Source organism: Streptomyces sp. NPDC005408 (genome assembly GCF_040606445.1).
In the GTDB taxonomy this organism is placed as follows: Bacteria; Actinomycetota; Actinomycetes; order Streptomycetales; family Streptomycetaceae; genus Streptomyces.
Genome location: NZ_JBEXEX010000083.1, coordinates 1 through 18,071 on the forward strand (window position 1 = coordinate 1; position 18,071 = coordinate 18,071).

Annotated in this window: 15 protein-coding genes and 3 pseudogenes; 12 read left to right on the forward strand and 6 right to left on the reverse strand. The window is 67.4% G+C overall.

Annotation, left to right across the window (positions count from 1 at the left end; all coding sequences use genetic code 11):
* Positions 1 to 393: 393 nt before the first annotated feature.
* A complete protein-coding gene (locus ABZS64_RS37060) occupies positions 394 to 969 on the forward strand; it encodes a GNAT family N-acetyltransferase (protein WP_355839270.1) in 576 nt (191 codons plus the stop codon).
* A 213-nt stretch (positions 970 to 1,182) separates the two neighbouring features.
* Here the strand turns inward: ABZS64_RS37060 and ABZS64_RS37065 are convergent, their stop codons facing one another.
* On the reverse strand, positions 1,183 to 1,434 hold the full coding sequence (locus ABZS64_RS37065) for a hypothetical protein (protein WP_355839272.1): 252 nt from the start codon (positions 1,432 to 1,434) through the stop codon (positions 1,183 to 1,185).
* Positions 1,435 to 1,891: 457 nt separating this feature from the next.
* Between ABZS64_RS37065 and ABZS64_RS37070 the strand changes: the two genes are divergently transcribed.
* Entirely contained in the window at positions 1,892 to 2,341 is a 450-nt protein-coding gene (locus ABZS64_RS37070) for an MscL family protein (RefSeq protein WP_355839274.1), read from the forward strand.
* A gap of 366 nt (positions 2,342 to 2,707) precedes the next feature.
* Here the strand turns inward: ABZS64_RS37070 and ABZS64_RS37075 are convergent, their stop codons facing one another.
* Positions 2,708 to 3,103 carry a cold shock domain-containing protein gene (locus ABZS64_RS37075; protein WP_355839276.1) on the reverse strand — a complete coding sequence of 132 codons (396 nt, stop codon included), beginning with the start codon at positions 3,101 to 3,103 and terminating at the stop codon, positions 2,708 to 2,710.
* Between the two features lie 1,182 nt (positions 3,104 to 4,285).
* A complete protein-coding gene (locus ABZS64_RS37080) occupies positions 4,286 to 5,698 on the reverse strand; it encodes an aldehyde dehydrogenase (protein WP_355839278.1) in 1,413 nt (470 codons plus the stop codon).
* A gap of 589 nt (positions 5,699 to 6,287) precedes the next feature.
* On the opposite strand from ABZS64_RS37080, the pseudogene ABZS64_RS37085 reads away from it, so the two are divergent.
* Positions 6,288 to 7,083: pseudogene (locus ABZS64_RS37085) on the forward strand (transposase family protein).
* A gap of 498 nt (positions 7,084 to 7,581) precedes the next feature.
* On the opposite strand, the gene rpmB reads toward ABZS64_RS37085, so the two are convergent.
* On the reverse strand, positions 7,582 to 7,872 hold the full coding sequence (gene rpmB, locus ABZS64_RS37090; protein WP_355839281.1) for a 50S ribosomal protein L28: 291 nt from the start codon (positions 7,870 to 7,872) through the stop codon (positions 7,582 to 7,584).
* Between the two features lie 68 nt (positions 7,873 to 7,940).
* Here rpmB and rpmG point away from each other — a divergent pair, with 68 nt between their 5' ends.
* The 7 genes from rpmG to ABZS64_RS37125 all read left to right on the forward strand — a co-directional run bounded on the left by rpmG (position 7,941) and on the right by ABZS64_RS37125 (position 15,120).
* The gene (gene rpmG / locus ABZS64_RS37095; RefSeq protein WP_355839283.1) at positions 7,941 to 8,108 is read left to right on the forward strand and encodes a 50S ribosomal protein L33; all 168 of its coding nucleotides are present in this window, start codon (positions 7,941 to 7,943) and stop codon (positions 8,106 to 8,108) included.
* 31 nt (positions 8,109 to 8,139) lie between these two features.
* Positions 8,140 to 8,394, forward strand: coding sequence for a type B 50S ribosomal protein L31 (locus ABZS64_RS37100; protein WP_355839285.1), 255 nt, complete (start codon positions 8,140 to 8,142; stop codon positions 8,392 to 8,394).
* Positions 8,394 to 9,482, forward strand: coding sequence for a GTP-binding protein (locus ABZS64_RS37105; protein ID WP_355839288.1), 1,089 nt, complete (start codon positions 8,394 to 8,396; stop codon positions 9,480 to 9,482). The genes ABZS64_RS37100 and ABZS64_RS37105 overlap by 1 nt, the downstream gene beginning before the upstream one ends.
* Before the next feature lie 50 nt (positions 9,483 to 9,532).
* Positions 9,533 to 9,781, forward strand: coding sequence for a 30S ribosomal protein S18 (gene rpsR / locus ABZS64_RS37110; protein ID WP_355839290.1), 249 nt, complete (start codon positions 9,533 to 9,535; stop codon positions 9,779 to 9,781).
* 1,749 nt (positions 9,782 to 11,530) lie between these two features.
* On the forward strand, positions 11,531 to 12,682 hold the full coding sequence (locus ABZS64_RS37115) for a PLP-dependent cysteine synthase family protein (protein ID WP_355839292.1): 1,152 nt from the start codon (positions 11,531 to 11,533) through the stop codon (positions 12,680 to 12,682).
* Positions 12,682 to 13,986: an MFS transporter gene (locus tag ABZS64_RS37120; protein WP_355839294.1), complete on the forward strand. Its 1,305-nt coding sequence runs from the start codon at positions 12,682 to 12,684 to the stop codon at positions 13,984 to 13,986. The genes ABZS64_RS37115 and ABZS64_RS37120 overlap by 1 nt, the downstream gene beginning before the upstream one ends.
* Before the next feature lie 393 nt (positions 13,987 to 14,379).
* The gene (locus tag ABZS64_RS37125) at positions 14,380 to 15,120 is read left to right on the forward strand and encodes a class I SAM-dependent methyltransferase (protein WP_355839296.1); all 741 of its coding nucleotides are present in this window, start codon (positions 14,380 to 14,382) and stop codon (positions 15,118 to 15,120) included.
* Here the strand turns inward: ABZS64_RS37125 and ABZS64_RS37130 are convergent.
* A pseudogene (locus tag ABZS64_RS37130) lies at positions 15,071 to 15,902 on the reverse strand (IS5 family transposase). The gene ABZS64_RS37125 and the pseudogene ABZS64_RS37130 sit on opposite strands and share 50 nt — an antisense overlap.
* A gap of 158 nt (positions 15,903 to 16,060) precedes the next feature.
* On the opposite strand from ABZS64_RS37130, the gene ABZS64_RS37135 reads away from it, so the two are divergent.
* Complete coding sequence (locus ABZS64_RS37135) at positions 16,061 to 17,224, forward strand: MFS transporter (RefSeq protein WP_355839300.1); 1,164 nt, start codon at positions 16,061 to 16,063, stop codon at positions 17,222 to 17,224.
* 75 nt (positions 17,225 to 17,299) lie between these two features.
* A complete protein-coding gene (locus tag ABZS64_RS37140; RefSeq protein WP_355839298.1) occupies positions 17,300 to 17,818 on the forward strand; it encodes a DUF4396 domain-containing protein in 519 nt (172 codons plus the stop codon).
* A gap of 151 nt (positions 17,819 to 17,969) precedes the next feature.
* Here ABZS64_RS37140 and ABZS64_RS37145 read toward each other — a convergent pair.
* Positions 17,970 to 18,071 (reverse strand): annotated as a pseudogene (locus ABZS64_RS37145) (transposase); the annotation flags it as partial.

Sequence of the window (18,071 nt, forward strand, 5' to 3'; positions counted from 1 at the left end):
TGTCGACTCCACGGGCTCGTGCTCTGTCACGTTCTCACTGGTCATCGATGCATCTTCCATGATCGGGAGTTACACCGAACGTCTTACAGTCCCACCCGTACAGACCGGTGACCAGCCAGGTCACCAGATAGGCGACGGTGTAGCAGCGGTCGTAGGTCTGATGCCGGTCGAAGAAATCGGCCTCGTCCTGCGATAGCTCGAACCCGGAGGAAATGGCGAGGCCGTAGTCCGAAGAAGTAGCAGCATCTGAGAGCGGTGAGTCCAGTCGGGATGGCGTCCCGCCGAGTGGTGTAGGCCGTGAAGATCCGCGCAGCGGGGCTGGCATTGGCGAGCGTCGTAGGGTTCGGACATAACCGATCGACACCCGGATTGTGATGGCGTTAGCTGGCCGGCATGCCAGAACTGCGTACCGATCGTCTCCTGCTCCGCCGGTGGCGGGAGTCCGACCTCGAACCGTGGGCGGCGACGAACGCCAATCCCGAAGTCCGAGAACACCTGGGGGAACTGCTGACGCGGGAGCGAAGCGATGCCGCGGTGGCACTCATGCAGGCCGAGTTCGACGAGCGAGGTTTTGGGTGGTGGGCGCTCGAAGTACGGGCGACTGGTCAGTTCATCGGCCGCGCCGGCTTGGACGAGGTGGACGAGGACATGCCGTTCGCGGGAGTGGATATCGGGTGGCGGTTGATGCGTTCGGCGTGGGGTCACGGTTACGCCACCGAGGCCGCCCTGGGCTGCCTGGCCTTCGGCTTCGAGGACCTCGGGCTGCCGGAGGTTGTTGCGTCGACGACCGTCAACAACCTTCGTTCCCAGGCAGTGATGCGCCGGATCGGCATGACCCGGGACCCGGCCGACGACTTCGAGGATCCGAGCGTGCCTGAAGGGCCGCTTCGCCAGTGTGTGCTGTACCGGACCCCCGGCAAAATGCTCACGGGCTACACCACGCGGCGGGACACGATCCCGCTCGGCTGAGCAGGTCAGAGTTCGATTCGGCGCTTCCACCATGGGAGGTCGGGTGCCGCCTCGTGCACAGCACAACCATGGTTCCGAAGCAAGCACCCAGGTGCTCTCGGAACTCGGCAACATCACTCTCACGGGGGAACGGGTGCTCGCGCTCCTGAGCAACACGCGCTCTCGCTACTCACGTACGAAGCCAGTTGGTCGACGGCAACGAACCTGACTGGCTCAGTCGGGGAGGCTGTCGTCGTCGACCGGGCGCAGGCGGCGTCGCGCCTCTTCCAGCCGTTCGTCGTCGTCGGGGAAGAACAAGGACGGCAGCAACTTGTCCAACTGGCCGGCGATGCGATGTATCGGCGCCCATGCCGCTGGATCATCGACCGTGCCGCTCAGGTCGCTCATCTGCAACCGCTCAAGCCAGTCCGACAGCGCAGTCGCTTCGTCCCGAGTCAGCTTGATCGTGATGTCGGGCTCTTCCATCCCCACCCCACCCATCTGACCAGGCAACTCACAGTTCGTTGAGCCTACCTGCTGATCGACCAGGTTCGGTCGGCGGCAATCTTCGGCGTTGTCGAGACAGAGCGACAGGCGCAGGTTCCTCTACCGATCGTGAGTGCTGCCGCGGCCCCACGATCGAGTGGTGCCGAGGCGGTACCGCAACTAGCAGCAGACCAGTTTGTGTCGGCCGACCGCTGCACCTGGCTCATGATCGCCTCCCACACCCAGCTTCGACTCGCCCGGCCCCTCGCTCACGACATGCGCCATCCCTGGGAGAAGCCAACACCTCATCTGTGCGTGGCGTGCCCGCATTCGCAGCGGCCCCACTGCCGCCATCCGTGCGGTCTTCCCGCCGCGGCTCCCCCCGCTGCCTCACAGCTCGCGCTCAGCGTGCTGAGCTGATGCGCCATGCGCCGGGCGCTACGAAAGGGAGCGGACAGTGCTCAAAGGCTTCAAGAACTTCCTCATGCGCGGTGACATCATCACCATCGCCGTCGGACTGGTCATCGCGCTGGCCTTCTCGACGCTGATCAAAGCGTTCACCGACTATGTGATCAACCCGGTCGTCGCCCGCCTTCAGGGCGGCAAGTCCGCCGGGCTCGGGTGGCAGCTCGGCGAGGAGGGGAACGACGCGACCTACCTCGACCTGGGCCAGTTCATCTCGGCCCTGATCTACTTCATCATCTTCATGGTGGTCATCTACTTCTGTGTCGTGGTGCCGTACAAGCACTACCAGGCCCGCCGCGGCGTCACCGCCTTCGGGGAACCCGGTCCGGTCAAGACCTGTCTGGCTTGCCTCTCCGAGGATCTGCCCGCGGCGGCGAGCAAGTGCCGCTACTGCGCCACCGAGCAGCCCCCGACCGTCGGCGCCGGAGCTCAACGGGCGTAGGGAGGCGGGCCTGCCGGCCACGCTTCCTCGGGGACCATAGATAGCTACCGCTCCCGCAGGTCGTACGGGCTGATCTCCTCGTACCGGTCGTCAGACTCATCCCGGCCGAAGCTCCCTTCCCAGCGCTCCGGCCAGTTCGTCGGGCCGCCGACCCGGAACCGAGAATCCGCCCACCGCGGTTCACCCACACAGAACGCGTGCACCTGTGGCTGCTCATCGCCACTCCGGCGGATGGCTCTCTTCATGAGTTTTGTTTTGACGTCAGTTGGGGGCTGCCGGTGGGACTGTGAGGTGTGCTTCTCCCGCTGGGGGCCTCATGGGCTGCTCGGAGTCGAAGGTCGAGTTGTACGCCGCGATCCGTCGGGATCACCGGAGTGGCATGTCGCTGCGGGCCTTGTAGCGCACACACAACGTGACGTGGCGGACGGTCCAGCGGGCCCTGGATGGGCAGTGGCCGCAGCGGCCAAGAGACCGCGCCGCAAGGAGTCCCGGCTCGCCCACACCAAAGCACAGGCCGAACGAGCCGAAGCCGGCTGAGCCCAAGGTGTCCGGCCCGCATCCAGCACGCAGAGGGCAGATGTTGTCGGCCCGGACGCCTGCGGAATCGCAGGTGATGTTGAACAGAACCCTCTCGCCCGCAAGCAACACACCGTCCCCACGACCATGAATCGCTGAACGGTACGCGACGGCATCGGGCCCTCCGTCCTCGGGCACGACCAGTCCAACACCCCGTTCGGCATCGAACCACTTCACCGTTCCCATAGGCACAGGCCACTCCGGTAATCATCGGCTCAGGGGGGCACACAGCGTCCGCCCGCTCACCAACAGCCGCAAGGGAGCGCGGTCCCGGCGCGAGAGGCAGACACCGGGCGCGCATGCCAGCCGTCACCACTGCACTGCCGGGGACATCCCGCTCATCGTGACGGCCCAGGAGCCCCGCCCCCACGGGCGCTTCCCGAATTGCACCCGATGACCAGCCGCCCCCGTGGACACGCTGCCGAGCCACCTTGGCCGCGCAGTGCTTCACCGTCCCGCGGCATCAAGCCGGGCGACAGGGGCCTAGGAGAGGTCACGCACCACGACGGACACCACCGAGGTGATCACAGTGGTCACGGCGATGCCGACTATCACCGCCCGTCCCTTCCACGACACCAGCCACTCTGTCCCGCGTTCACACTCGGCAACACCGTTCTGATCATCAGATTCAGGCAAACGCCAGTCAGTGCCCAGCACGGCCACCGAGGGCCCCGCGTCATCACCACGACCATCCACGCACTGCCCAACGAATGATCAAGAGTTCAGGCGCGGACAGTCCCGCCACCGGACATTCGGTGGCGCTGGTGTCCGACGGACAGGAGCGATCAACGCGTCGGGAGCTCTTGACCCCCGTGGGCTGATCTGCAGCCAGGATTCTTCGGCTTTGGCTTCTGGCCGAGCCCGCTGGACGGCACAATGCTGCTGCTTGCGTGAGCGCACGGCTACGCAGGGGGATCAGCACGGCCGGGGGGGACCATGACAGCGTCGTCAGCCGACGGGGTGGACAGGTCGCTGTACGAGCGAGCGAGTGATTCACCGGCATCAAGTGGACCAGCACCGGCGGCTGGAGCTGGGCACGTAACTACATGTCGTACGTCTCCAGTTCACACATCGTCTATACCAAGGGCTGACACGGGCGCCTGACCTGTAGTGCCCAGGTGGTGCGCCGCGACAGCCCGTCGCGGCGCACCACCCCCCACCACCTCACGGGAGAACACGCGAATGCATTTCGTCATCGCCCTCGTGGGAATCGCCGTATTCGGCACCCTCCTGTGGTGCACCGTGACCGTCGGCCGGATACGGGACATCCCCGCCTGGCGCCGGTTCCTCCCACTGAGGTTTTCTCAACGATCCGCACCCGCCTGAGCACTTCACACCGCTTCGCGGAGATCATCCACTGAGATGACCTCAGTGGGCTGCTCCGTTGGGAAGGTTGATCGTCTTGTACTCGAGGAACGAGCTGAGCCCCTCGGGTCCGAACTCGCGGCCTACCCCTGATTCCTTGTAGCCGCCGAAGGGTGCGGCGAACTCGATCCGGTAGCCGTTGAGTGTCAGGCTTCCGGTGCGTACTCGGCGGGCAATCCGCATGGCGCGGTCCTGGTCGGGGGACCACACGCTTCCCGACAAGCCGTACTTCGAGTCGTTGGCGATACGGACGGCGTCGTTGTCGTCGTCGAACGGGATCACGACGAGTACGGGGCCGAAGATCTCGTCCTGGGCGATGCGCATGGAGCTCTGAACGTCGGCGAAGATCGTCGGCTCGACGTACCAGCCCTTCGGTTGGCTCGAGGGCCGTCCACCACCCACGGTGATCGTCGCACCCGCCTGTCGCCCACTCGCGATGTAGTCCTCGACCCGCCGCCGCTGGCGTTCCGCCACCAGTGGGCCGACTTCGGTGGCGGGATCATGCGGATCGCCCACCGTCAGCTCGGCAGCGGCCTGGGAAAGCGCGTCGACAACCTGGCCGTATCGGCTGCGATGAGCGAGGACCCGGGTCTGCGCCAGGCACTGCTGGCCGGACATCATGATCGCGAACGGCATGAGGTCCGACACGACGCTCTCGGGGTCGGCGTCCTCGAGAATGATGGCGGGCGACTTCCCGCCGCATTCGAGGGTGACGCGCTTGAACTGCTCACCGCACAGAGCGGCGACCCGCCGCCCGGTGGCGGAGCTGCCGGTGAAACTGATCTTGTCGACCAGCGGATGGCGGACCAACGCCTCGCTGCTCGGCCGGTCGGCAGGCACGATGTTCAGGACTCCCGGAGGCAACTGGGCTTCCATCGCGGCCTCGGCCAGCAGGTACGCGTCCAGCGGCGTCTCGGGCGCGGGCTTGAGCACCACCGTGCAGCCGGCGATCAGAGCCGGGGCGAGGTTCACCATCGTGAGGATGAGCGGGACATTCCACGGCACGATCTGCCCGACGACACCCATCGGCTCCCGAAGGATCCGCGCCGGTCCGGTAAGGCCCGCTCGGTCCTCCTCGAACGGGAAGGTCGCGGCAAGCCCTCGGAAGTAGTCGAGGAGCATCACGGGAAGTGGTGCCTGGAGCTGATTGGAGAAGCTGATCGGCGAGCCCATCTCCTCGGTGATGAGCTGAGCGATCCGCGGGACGCGCGAGCGGAGATAGTCGGCGAACGGCTCCAGCGCGTCGGCTCGCTCCTGGGGCGACATGAGCGGCCACGGTCCGTCGTCGAAGGCGGCCCGGGCCGCGCGGACGGCCCGGTCCACGTCGGCGGGCGTTGAGGAGGGGGCCGATCCGATCGCCTCCTCGGTGGCCGGGGAGATGACCTCGATCAGGTCGTCGGCCTCCGGCTCGACCATGTCGCCGCCGATGAAGAGTCGGTCCCGTACGAGGTCTGAGGCTTGGATGGTCGCTCCTGGCTTGCGGGCGGGATACGGGCATCACGGCCCTGGCCCGCCTTTCGTGTCGGTTGAATGCTCAAGCAGCCCAGCTCTCATCGCCTGCCCGACCCACTTCGCCAGGCCTTGCCGGACGAAGACCCGCATCGGTGTCGCGCTCGTGGCCGGACGGCTTCGCAGTGGCTGCCCCACTCTCCAGACGGCGAGCCCACACACCCGCCGCCCCTTCCAACCGTACGCTGATCGATGAAAGGGGCCGGACCTGCGCTCGCAGTCTGCGGCGGACAGTGCGACTCCATGCCTCTTCGTCATTTCGTCATGGACGCCTCGTCCCGACAGTGGCCAGCACACGCGATGTGAGGGGGTCGGGTCCGACAGTCGGTACGTGGCGAGCACTGAGGTTGCCTCAGTGGAATGATCTTCGCGAAGCGGCATGAAGTGCTCAGGCGGGTACGGATCGGGCACGCGGGACCTGGCGGTGGACAGGCGTGAAGCCCCTGGTAGGACAGGTCTTGCTCACAAGATCGTCCGCTGAACCAGAGGCCTCACGTTGGTTACCTATGTTGCCAGGCTCGACGTCCCGCGCCACGTCGTCGAGTTCCTCGCCGGGCATCTTGCGGCCCACCGGCGGCGGATCGGGACCCCGAAGGGCTCGCGGGCGCTGGGCCCGTTCCGGCAGGCGGTACTGGTGCTGCGCTGGTTCCGCGAGCGCGGCTGCGTGCACTGCCTGGCCCGTGACGCCGGCGTCTCCCAGGCCACGGGCTACCGCTACCTGCACGAGGGCATCGACGTCCTCGCCGGCCAGGCCCCGGACCTGCACGAGGTCCTGAACCGATGCCGACGCGAGGGCATGGCACACGTGATCCTCGACGGCACGCTGATCGAGTGCGATCGTCTCGCGGGCGTCCGTGAGAACGGCAACGACCTGTGGTTCAGCCAGAAGCACAAGGCATTCGGCGGCAACATCCAGTTCTTGTCGGCCCCGGACGGCACACCGCTGTGGGTATCCGACGTCGAACCCGGCTCCACGCCCGACATCACCGCCGCATCCACGCGCTGCCCGCCCGATACAAGGCCGCCGCCGACGGCCTGCCGACCCTGGCCGACAAGGGGTACATCGGCGCGGGCATCGGCATCCTGATCCCCTTCCGCCGTCCAAGGAGGCAGTCTGAACAGGCACTTCACATCGACAGCCGCATGTTCAACGCCCTGGTACGACATGTCAGGGCTCTGGGCGAGCGCGCCGCCGCCGAGCTCAAGCAACGCTGGCGCACGTCACGGTCAGCCCCCGCCGGATCGGCGACATCACCCGCGCTGCCCTCGTTCTCAACGGAATCTGGAAGTGATCACCGTTGAGAAAACCTCACTGGCCCTATTCCTGATCTCCCTTGCCGCGAGCCTCTTGCCGGCATTCGACATACCCGGCATCGCAAACGCCATCGCATTTCCCTCAACCTTGCGGCGATCGCCCTGTCGGTGCGTGAGATCCGCGCTCAGCGCCACAGGAGCGCCTCCCAGACGCCTGCTGTCGGCTGAACGCGCGGCGGACGGGCTCGGGGTTCCACAGCAACGTCTCCGCGCAGTAGCCCCGCGGTCTGGATGTAATTCCATGCGGATGTGTCAATCACGCCGACCAGCATGAGTATCGCCGAGTCCGCGCTGATGCACGCCGGAACTTGCGAGCAGGCATTCGAGGAACTAATCCCTCAGCTCGGCTGAACCTCTTTCCACGGTCTGATGTTTCCCGGCGTGGCTGGAGCCCGCTGGCCCGCTTTGCCGGACGGACATCATGGCCCCGGAACCGTGGCGCGCGGCCCGCAGCCGCAGCATCTCCCCAGCCGCCCTCACCCGAGCAAGACGGACCCCAGATCCCCGTCCTTCAGCCCGACGCGTGGCTCGAAGTCACCTACTCCCCGGGCGCGGATACGGGCCACGGCCGCCTCGATGCCGATGCTGTCGATCGTCTTGATCGCCTTGGTGCTGAGCGTCAGGCGTACATGCCTGCCCTCGCTCGGCAGCCAGTACCGCTTGCGCTGGATGTTGGGGTCGAAGCGCCGGGACGTACGCCGGTGCGAGTGGGAGATGTTGTTGCCGAAGCCCGGCTGGGCGCCGGTCAGTTGGCAGTGGGCGGACAAGGTGTTACCTGCCTCTCTTCAGACGGTTTCCTTTTGGAAATGGAAACCATTGTCATATACTAGCGTCCATGGCCCGCAACGAAGTACGCCCGATCATCAAGCTCCGCTCCACCGCCGGGACCGGCTACACCTACGTCGTCACCCGCAAGAACCGGCGGAACGATCCCGACCGCATGGTCCTGCGCAAGTTCGACCCGATCGCACGCAAGCACGTCGACTTCCGCGAAGAACGCTGACCCCATCACCCCTGCCCTGAAGGACCACGCCATGAAGCCCGGAATCCACCCCCCGTACGGCCCCGTTGTCTTCCGCGACAAGGCGGCCGGCTCCGCCTTCCTCACCCGTTCCACCGCCACCAGCGACAAGACCATCGAGTGGGAGGACGGCAACACCTATCCCGTCATCGACGTCGAGATCTCGAACGTGAGCCACCCCTTCTACACCGGCACCGCCCGCGTCCTGGACACCGCCGGCCGCGTCGAGCGATTCGAGCGGCGCTACGGCAAGCGCGAGGCGAACTGATGCAGAACCAGCCCCGGCTGCCCGTCGTGATCGTCGGCGGGCTCCACTCCGACGCCCGCAAGGAGGTTGTGGACCGCCTCCTGCGAACTGTCCCCGGCAGCGTCGCCGTCCACCATGACCTGGCCACAGCGGCCGACGGCACCCTGCGGCGCCTGGTGCGCGACTCCTCGGGCCAGCTGTCCTGCGGCGAAGCCCCGCTCGTCAACGACTGCGCCTGCTGCGCGCTGCGTGAAGACCTGGTTCCCGAGCTGGAGCGCCTGGCCGCCGACGGTCTGACCCGGCTCGCCATCGTCGAACTGTGGGACTCCGTCGAACCCAAGGCGATGGCAGAGGTCGTCGTCGCGCACGGCGGCGACGCCCTCGATCTCACCAATGTGATGACCGCCGTCGACCCCGCGCTCGTGCTGCCCTACCTCGCCAACGGCGACGACCTGGCCGAGGTCGGTCTCGCCGCTGCCGCCACCGATCAGCGCACGGTCGGCGACACTTGGGCCCGGCAGCTGGAGTACGCGCCCGTGCTCGTTCTCGTCGACAGCGATGAGGCCGACGACGAGGACCGTGCGCTCCTCGCCGGCTTCGACGTGGAAACGGCAGCCGCCGCCCAGCACCCGGCCTGCGCGCTGCTGCCCCAGGAAGCAGACGAAGCCGGGGTTACCACCCTCGTCTGGCACCGCTGCCGCCCGTTCCACCCCGAACGCCTCTACCAGGCACTGGAAGACCTGTGCTGCGCCGCCGCCCGCAGCCGCGGCCGGTTCTGGCTCGCCGACCGCCCCGACACCCTGCTCGCCTGGGACGCAGCCGGCGGCGCGCTGTGCGTGGAGAACGCCGGGCCCTGGCTGGCCTCCCTGCCGGACGCCGCCTGGGAGATGGTGCCGCCCATGCGCCGAGCCGCTGCCGCACTGGACTGGCACCCCGAGCACGGCGACTGCTGCCAACACCTCGTCTTCACCTCTCCCGGCCTCGACCGCGACGGCTTGGCACAGCTGCTCGAGTCCTGCCTGCTCACCGACGACGAGTACGCCGCCGGTCCCGAGGCGTGGAAGCACCTGCCGGCCGCGTTCGACTCCCTCCTCGACCCCGTCACGTAGCACCGGCACCAAACACCAACCCCGAAATCAGAACCAACGAAGGAACACTCATGCCCCGCCGCCACGACCCCCGCAAGCCGCTCAAATCCCGCCCCAACCCCCTCGACGCGGCCGATATCACGTACATCGACTACAAGGACACCGACCTGCTGCGGAAGTTCATCTCCGACCGCGGGAAGATCCGCAGCCGGCGCGTCACCCGCGTCACCGCCCAGCAGCAGCGGCAGATCGCTGCAGCGATCAAGAACGCCCGGGAGATGGCACTCCTGCCGTACGGTGCCCGCGTCGGCGCGCAGTAAGCCGACGGCTGCCAGGTGGTCTTGCCGCAGCCCGAGGGGCCGAGGACGGCGGCCACGAGCTGCTTGGGACGGTGAGGCCCCCCGACGCGAGCCGTGACGAGGCGGTAGCGAGGGCGACCACGGTTTCCTCGGCTGACAACCGCGCGCTTCCGGCCACGAACTCGCCTTGGATCAGTGACGTCGATAAGCGCCGACAGTGATCACTCCTACCGCGCCAGTTCGTCGACGTACGGGTTCGGTCGAAGTGTCGATCCGTAGGCCCAGTCCATGACATCCAATCGCCATGGCGTATCCCGATAGTCGAGGCACCTCCTCCCACCGGATGCCGGTGGGAGCCTCGTCGCACCGCGATGATCAGGCCGTCCTCTACGACCCGTAGATCGGGACGAAGTAGGCCTTCCGCCATCGCACCACAACTCGCCTACCATGCACGCGAGTTGTTGTTCACACGCCGTTCGCGGTGGAATTCCGACTCGAGACCAAGGAGCAGCTAAGATCACGGCGTGGTTACATCCCGGTCACGCTCCCGCGTGCCGCAGCTCCGCCCTTCGGTGGATCTGCGGCATCTGCTTTGCCTGACCACGTTGCTGCTCTGTCTCCTGCACGCGCACGGGGTGGACACTCAAGGGATCGCGGGCCACGCGACTCCCGCCATGTCCGCTCCGTCGCCAATTGTCGCCCAGGCTGACGAAGGTCACACCGGAATTGACCAGGCCGGGGGCGCTCCCCGGCAAGTGCGACTGGGCTCACCCGACAATCATGGGCCCACTCACCCGGCGCATGAGTGCACACCCGGGCCGCCACGGGAGGCTGTCGCTGTCGGCGCCTCCTGCCCGTCTGCGTTGACCAGGGCGCTGTACGCCTCCGAACATTGTCCGGACTCGACGGCCCCTGACCGGCCAAGATCAGGCGGCCATTCAAAGTCAGGCACCAGAGCGCCAGCCGTGCTGCAGGTATAGATCTCGCCATCTTCTGGCCTGACTACAGACACTGTGAGCATTAACGCCGCTTGTGCGCGCTATGTTCAGATTTGCCAAGATTTGCCAGGTCCCTTGCGCCCGGTTCCCCTCACAGCCGCATGCACTCGGCGGCCGGGCAGAGCTGGCGCCTCTCCCCCACCTCTCGCCGACCCGACCCCCTGCAGCCCCTCGACCCGCCCGGACCGAGGACACGACTGCCACACGGAGAAGCTGTGCCTCGCCACCCGCTCGCATGCCTCACCCGCCCCGCATCGCCGTGGCCGGGCCGGGTACTGGCCTGCGTCCTGAGCTCGCTACTGCTCGCAGCGGCGCACTGCTCTTCGTATCTCCTCAGCGACGGCCATCGCCACACCCCCACACCGGTGTCGGCCGGTGAATTCGCACCGTCGCCCGCGCCGGACGAGACGGATCCTCCAGAGCATCCGCATCACCATCACGGCTCTTTATGCACGCCAGCCGGCCTGATCCCCCAGGCCCAGAGCGAACGCCAGCTCCCAGAGGGCGCTGCACCACTACCTCCCCTTGCCTCAGCCTCTGTTGTCGTAGCCGGCGGGCTTCTGCCCGCATCGCGCCGGACGGGCAGAGCCGTGATAGCCCAGTCGGGCCGTTCCACGCTCACCAGAGTTTGTCGGTGGCGCGTCTAGACCGCTCTCGTGCAGCCGTTCACAGCGGCTGACACCTGCCGAGCTCCAGGGCGGCTTTGGCCTGCCCGAGGGGACGGCATGCGCATGAGCGAGTACATGACGCTTCATCGAACGAGAGCGAAATAATGCATTCCTCGACCACTGACGTGACACCCCCCACCCGCTTAGCCCTCTCTGGGCTGGTCGGCAACACTCCTCTGCTTCGGGTATCCGAGCCTCTCGCCCCTGCGGGACACGGCTTCTGGGCGAAGCTCGAGGGCTTCAACCCCGGCGGTATCAAGGACCGCCCCGGGCTGCACATGGTCGAACGTGCCCGGGCCCGCGGCGATCTCAAGCCGGGAGCCCGGATCATCGAGTCCACCAGCGGAACGCTCGGCCTGGGTCTGGCCCTGGCGGGCATGGTCTACGGACACCCCGTCACCCTGGTCACCGACCCGGGCCTGGAGATGTCCATGACGCGGCTGCTGACCGCCTACGGGGCACAGGTCAACGTCGTTTCCGAACCGCACCCGACCGGTGGCTGGCAGCAGGCCCGCCGCGACCGCGTCACCCAGCTCGTGGGCCAGCACCCCGGTTCGTGGTGCCCGGACCAGTACAACAACCCCGACAACACCGCCGCGTACACGCCGCTGGCACTCGAACTGGCCACTGAACTGGGGCACATCGACGTGCTGGTGTGCAGTGTTGGCACCGGTGGGCATTCTGCGGGCGTCTCCCGCGTGCTCCGGCAGCTCTATCCCGACCTGACGCTGGTGGGAGTGGACACCGTCGGCTCCACCATCTTCGGCCAGCCCGCCCGAACCCGGTTGATGCGAGGCCTGGGGTCGAGCATCTACCCCCGCAATGTCGCCTACGACAACTTCAGCGAAGTGCACTGGGTGGCCCCGGCGGAGGCCGTGTGGGCCTGCCGCCAACTCGCGGCGTCCCATTACGCCACAGGCGGATGGAGTGTCGGCGCGGTCGCGCTCGTTGCCGGATGGCTGGCCCGCGCGCGGCCCAAGGACACGAGGATTGCAGCGATCTTTCCCGACGGGCCGCAGCGATATCTCGGCACGGTATACGACGACGACTACTGCTCAGCGTACGGCCTGCTCGACTCCCCACCGGCGCCTGAGCCTGATGTGATCGGCCGCCTGGATGAGAAGGAAGTCACCCGTTGGACCCGGTGCACCACCGTGGTCGACCCGCTCACGTTGAACGACGAGCCGCAGACGGTCGACGTGGTGGAACTCGCCGATGCGGCCGAGCCGCTCACCGACTCTGAGGAGCAGGCCTGATGAAGGGCACCATCGCACAGGTCCGTTCGTACGAGCGAAGCGTCCAGCTCCTGATGGTGAACCAGTTCACCATCAACCTCGGCTTCTACATGCTGATGCCCTACCTGGCGACGCACCTCGCCGGGCCGCTCGGGCTGGCCGGCTGGCTGGTCGGGCTGATTCTCGGCGTACGCAACTTCAGTCAGCAGGGCATGTTCCTGGTCGGCGGAACGCTCGCCGACCGGCTCGGCTACAAGCACATGATCATCGCCGGACTCGTGCTGCGCACCGTCGGTTTCGCGACCCTCGGGCTCGTGGACTCCGTGCCCGCGCTGATCGCCGCGTCCGCCGCTACAGGCCTGGCCGGAGCCCTGTTCAACCCGGCCACCAGGGCGTACTTGGCCAAGGACGCGGGCGAGCGCCGGGTCGAGGCCTTCGCGCTGTTCAACGTCTTCTACCAGGCCGGCATCCTCCTGGGCCCGCTGGTAGGCATGGTGCTGACAGCCGTCGACTTCCGCGTCACCTGCCTGGTGGCGGCGGGAATCTTTGCCGTGCTGAGCATCGTGCAGATCCGGGCCTTGCCGGCCCGCCGGGCCGACGACACGAACGACCAGAAGGACGTCCGGCACGAGAGCGTGCTCACCCAGTGGCGCGGCATCCTGGCCAACCGCCCGTTCCTTCTCTTCTCCGTGGCCATGATCGGCTCGTACGTCATGTCCTTCCAGGTCTACCTCGCGCTCCCGCTGGAAGTCCGCCGCCTGGGGGGAGAAGGGCCGTTCGGCACAGCTGCGGTAGCGGTGCTGTTCGCCGTCTCGGGGCTGAGCACGATCCTCTTCCAGACGAAGGTCACCGCCTGGTGCAAGGCCCGCATGGAGCCGAGCCGTGCGCTCACCTGGGGGCTGCTGGCGATGGGGGTGGCTTTTGTCCCCCTGCTCGTAGCCACGGCCGTGCCCGTGCCGGACGGCGGAGTAGGTCTGTGGCTACTTGCCGCGGTGCCGCCGGCACTGTCCGCCCTGCTGCTAGCGGTGGGCACGATGATCGCCTACCCGTTCGAGATGGACACCATCCTCCGGCTCTCCGGAGACCAATTGGTCGCCACCCACTACGGGTTGTACAACACCATCTGCGGGGTCGGCATCACGCTCGGCAACCTGCTCACCGGCGCGGCGCTGGACGCGGCCCGGGCCGCCGGTATGTCCGCGCTGCCCTGGCTGGCGCTCTTCGCACTCGGCCTCGGGAGCACCGCGGCCCTGTACGGGCTGCATCGCACAGGCCGCCTCGAGCCGCCCGTGCGTGAGGCACGCCCCGAGGCCATAGCAGTCTGACCGAACACCCCAACACCAGCGGGGCGGGCATGTGCCATCGCCCGCCCCTCTGGTGTGGTGCGTCCATCAGCAGCATCTCGGACAGCAGCTATCACGGCGTGGAAGTACTACTCCCCCGCGCATCAATCTCGTTCGACCCGAAGCCGACCGCCAGGCGGCAGGCCATGCGCGTCCCCACAAGCCGAAGGGCCCGGCGGAGACGCCGCGGCGGGCCGCCATCATCAGGAGCATCACCGACATCGTCCCACCCTCGCCGATGTGAGCAGCCAGAGCGGCGTCTGGTGCGCGCCGAACGAAGACGGCGGCGGTGGCCCGCCCCGAACCGTGTGATCGGAGCTGGTGGAAGGTAAACACGTCGACAGCGCCCCTCGGCACCCGGCAAAGTGGCCGCCCGTGACGAGCAGTGAGCTGTGGACCCGTGTGACCGCCGACCGCTACGACGCCGAGGAGACCGAAACGTCCTCGGCCGCCGTTCTCGGACCGACTCTCGCCTTCCTCGCCGAGCTCGCCGGAGACGGCCAGGCACTGGAGTTCGCCATCGGGACCGGACGAGTGGGCGTCCCGCTCCGGGAACGCGGCGTGCCCGTAGTGGGCATCGAACTGTCCGAGCACATGGCAGCGGTGCTGCGGCGCAAGATTGACGAGGACACGCTCCCGGTAGTCATAGGGGACATGGCCACCACCGTCGTCCCCGGCGAGTTCACCCTGGTCTATCTCGTCTACAACACCATCACGAACCTGCTCACGCAGGACGAGCAGGTCGAGTGCTTCCGCAACGCCGCACGTCATCTGGAGCCCGGCGGCCGATTCGTCATCGAGCTGGGCGTGCCGCCGCTGCGGTTCCTGCCGCCCGGCCAGGTCGCGGTGCCGTTCGACGTCTCTGAGCACCATCTCGGCTTCGACACCTTCGACCTGGTCGAGCAGATTCTCGTCTCGCACCACTTCACCCGCGACTGCGACGACGGCCGCTACCGGCGCGGCAACTCCCGGCACCGGTACGCCTGGCCGGCAGAGCTCGACCTGATGGGACGGATCGCTGGGCTCGAGATGGAACGTCGCGTCGCGGACTGGGACGGGGCGCCGTTCACCCAGGACTCCGCGAAGCACATCTCCGTGTGGCGCAAGCCAACCTGAGGTCGGCCACCGGGCCGTCAACGTCGTGGATGTCGTCGCGTATCTCCCAGCGGATCCGCAGGCGGCGGAACCAGTGCAGGTGGGCGAATACTCGCTCAACGACCCAGCGTTGGGCGCCGAGTCCGGAGCCATGCTCGGTGCCCCGGCGGGCGATAAGCGGCTTTACGCCGAGATCCCAGACGAGGCGGCGGTACTTGTCGTGGTCGTAGCCGCGGTCGCCCAACACCACGTCCGGGCGGTGCCGGGGCCGGCCTCGCTTGCCCCGCACCGGCGGTACCGCTTGAAGCAGCGGTATCAGCTGGGTGACGTCGTTGCGGTTGCCGCCGGTCAAGGTGGCGGCGAGCGGGATACCGGTGGCGTCGGTGATCAGGTGATGCTTGCTGCCCGTCCTGCCCCGGTCAACGGGGCTTCGTCCCGTCTTGGATCCCCCTTTAATGCCCGTATGTGGGAGCCGTCGACGGTCCGCCCGGGAGAAGTCCAGGGCGTTCGCGCTGCGAAGCTTGGCCAGGAGGACCTCGTGCAGCCGGGGCCAGACTCCAGCCTCGGTCCACTCGGCCAGGCGGCGCCAGCAGGTCATGCCCGAGCCGAAGCTGACTTCCTGCGGCAGGTGTTCCCAGGCGATCCCGGTGTGCAGCACGAACAGGATGCCCTGGAACACCAGCCGGTCCGGATGCCGCTTGCGCCCGGGATGCCGGGGCCGACGCTCCACCTTCGGTCACCGTCCACAGCTCGTCATCGACTTCCCACGGCTTCGGCCGAGCCACCCCACACCCCCGGATCATCAGTCCCGGAGTGATCTAACCACCTTGAAGATCATTTCGTTGGGAGTTCTTAGCCGACGAGCGCCTCAAGCGGTGTGGGAGGAGTATGCCGAGCAGGTCTTCGCCGCACTCCACCAGATCGCCGAGGAGGAGAAGTGACCGCAGCTCCCGGGCGGCAGATGTGGCCGCTGTACGCGGCCGGGTTCACCACCGCCTTCGGCGCCCACGGAATCGCCGCCAATCTCGGCGGCCTTTCCGAGGACGCGGTCACCTCACTCATCGTCCTCGGTGGTCTGCTCGCCCTGTACGACGGGGCAGAGGTGCTGCTCAAGCCGGTCTTCGGCACGCTCGCCGACCGCATCGGTGCCCGCCCGGTCATGATCGGCGGGCTGGTCGCCTTCTCTGCCGCCTCGGCCGCGTACGTCGTCGCGGACAGCCCCGGCTGGCTGTGGGCGGCCCGACTCGGCCAGGGGGCGGCGGCCTCGGCCTTCTCTCCTTCTGCATCCGCGCTGGTGGCCCGGCTCAATCCGACCTCCAAGCACGGCCGGGCATTTGGGAGTTACGGCTTCTACAAGTCCATCGGCTACACCCTGGGCCCGCTGCTCGGCGGTGCGCTGGTGTGGCTGGGCGGACTGCGGCTGCTGTTCATGGTGATGGCCGTGCTCGGCGCGGCGGTCGCCGTCTGGGCTGCGCTCGCCGTTCCGCACGTACCGCCGCTGCCTCGCGCCCGGCAGACGGTAATGGACCTGGCCCGCCGGCTGGCCAACCCGGCCTTCCTGCGCCCGACCGCAGCTCTCGCCGGCGCCACAGCGGCGCTGTCCGTGGGCGTCGGCTTCCTGCCAGTGTCGGGCGCAACGGCCGGGCTCGGGACGGTGGCGACGGGTGCCGCGGTTTCTGTTCTCGCGCTGTGCGCGGCCATTGCCCAGCCACGGGCCGGCCGGGCGCTGGACGCCGGATACCTCACCGCCCGTACGGGTATCGCGATCGGACTGTTGACCGCCGCTACGGGCTTGGCCTGCGCGATGCTGCCCGGACTGGTCGGCGTACTGCTTGGTGCCGCTCTGATCGGCATCGGCACCGGTCTGATCACACCGCTCGGTTTCGCTGCCCTGGCAGCCTCAGCCCCGCAGGAGCGACTCGGCCAGACCATGGGATCCGCCGAACTCGGCCGTGAAATCGGTGACGCGGGCGGCCCGTTGCTGGTCGCGGCGGTCGCCACCCTGGGCACCCTCACCTACGGCTATGCGGCCCTTGCGGTGCTCCTGGCGATAGGCCCTGCTGTCTCACTCGCCGGTCGCCGCCCCGCGAAACTCACTCATCAGGCTTCGAGGGACGTTTCCTGAGAAGAGCGACGTCTGTTGGCCGCAGGTGCCGGTGGCCTCAGGCCGGTCCACACTGATGGAGGGACGGAGGGCGCGATGGACCACACCTCTCACCACACCGCCAACCATGCCGCGCAGGAGAAAGAGGGGCAGGACAACAGCGGACACATTGCGGCAGGCGGGGCCTCCTGGGGGACTGCCATGCAAGCGACGCTGCACTGCCTGACCGGTTGCGCCATCGGTGAGATCCTGGGCATGGTCATTGGCACCGCTCTGAGCTGGGGCAACGTTCCCACCATTGTTTTGGCGATCGTCCTGGCCTTCCTCTTTGGCTACTCGTTCACCCTGTACGCCGTGCGCAAGGCAGGCCTGAGCCTCAAGGCCGCCGTACGCGTCGCGCTTGCCGCCGACACCGTGTCCATCGCGGTCATGGAGCTGGTGGACAACCTCATCGTCGCGCTGACCCCGGGGGCCATGGACGCCCAGCTGTCGGATGGCCTGTTCTGGGCGGCGCTCCTCGGCGGTTTCGCAGTTGCCTTCCTGATCACCGTGCCCCTCAACAGGTGGATGATCGGCCGCGGCAGGGGCCATGCCGTCGTCCACGCCTACCACTGACGCAGTCGAGGGGTGGAGGTATGCGCAGCTGTTCCGGGCCTTCGTGCGGAAGGCCCGAAACAGCCACATGGCGCGGATCAGAGGCGGTCGAGGATGCCCTGCATCTGCTTCACCTGGAGGACTGGTTCTTGATGACGTCGTCGGCGAGCTTCTTGGCGATGTTGCGGACGGTCAGGTCCTCGATCACGAGCGTTTGGTTTTCACGCACGAGTCGAGTCGAGAGTTTGTGCAGGTGGTCGCGTCTGCGGTCGGC

Coding starts and splice junctions, on each gene's coding strand:
- ABZS64_RS37060 (WP_355839270.1), top strand. CDS start 394: ATGCCAGAACTGCGTACCGATCGTCTCCTGCTCCGCCGGTGGCGGGAG.
- ABZS64_RS37065 (WP_355839272.1), bottom strand. CDS start 1,434: ATGGAAGAGCCCGACATCACGATCAAGCTGACTCGGGACGAAGCGACT.
- ABZS64_RS37075 (WP_355839276.1), bottom strand. CDS start 3,103: ATGGGAACGGTGAAGTGGTTCGATGCCGAACGGGGTGTTGGACTGGTC.
- ABZS64_RS37080 (WP_355839278.1), bottom strand. CDS start 5,698: ATGGTCGAGCCGGAGGCCGACGACCTGATCGAGGTCATCTCCCCGGCC.
- rpmG (WP_355839283.1), top strand. CDS start 7,941: ATGGCCCGCAACGAAGTACGCCCGATCATCAAGCTCCGCTCCACCGCC.
- ABZS64_RS37100 (WP_355839285.1), top strand. CDS start 8,140: ATGAAGCCCGGAATCCACCCCCCGTACGGCCCCGTTGTCTTCCGCGAC.
- ABZS64_RS37105 (WP_355839288.1), top strand. CDS start 8,394: ATGCAGAACCAGCCCCGGCTGCCCGTCGTGATCGTCGGCGGGCTCCAC.
- rpsR (WP_355839290.1), top strand. CDS start 9,533: ATGCCCCGCCGCCACGACCCCCGCAAGCCGCTCAAATCCCGCCCCAAC.
- ABZS64_RS37115 (WP_355839292.1), top strand. CDS start 11,531: ATGCATTCCTCGACCACTGACGTGACACCCCCCACCCGCTTAGCCCTC.
- ABZS64_RS37120 (WP_355839294.1), top strand. CDS start 12,682: ATGAAGGGCACCATCGCACAGGTCCGTTCGTACGAGCGAAGCGTCCAG.
- ABZS64_RS37135 (WP_355839300.1), top strand. CDS start 16,061: ATGTGGCCGCTGTACGCGGCCGGGTTCACCACCGCCTTCGGCGCCCAC.
- ABZS64_RS37140 (WP_355839298.1), top strand. CDS start 17,300: ATGGACCACACCTCTCACCACACCGCCAACCATGCCGCGCAGGAGAAA.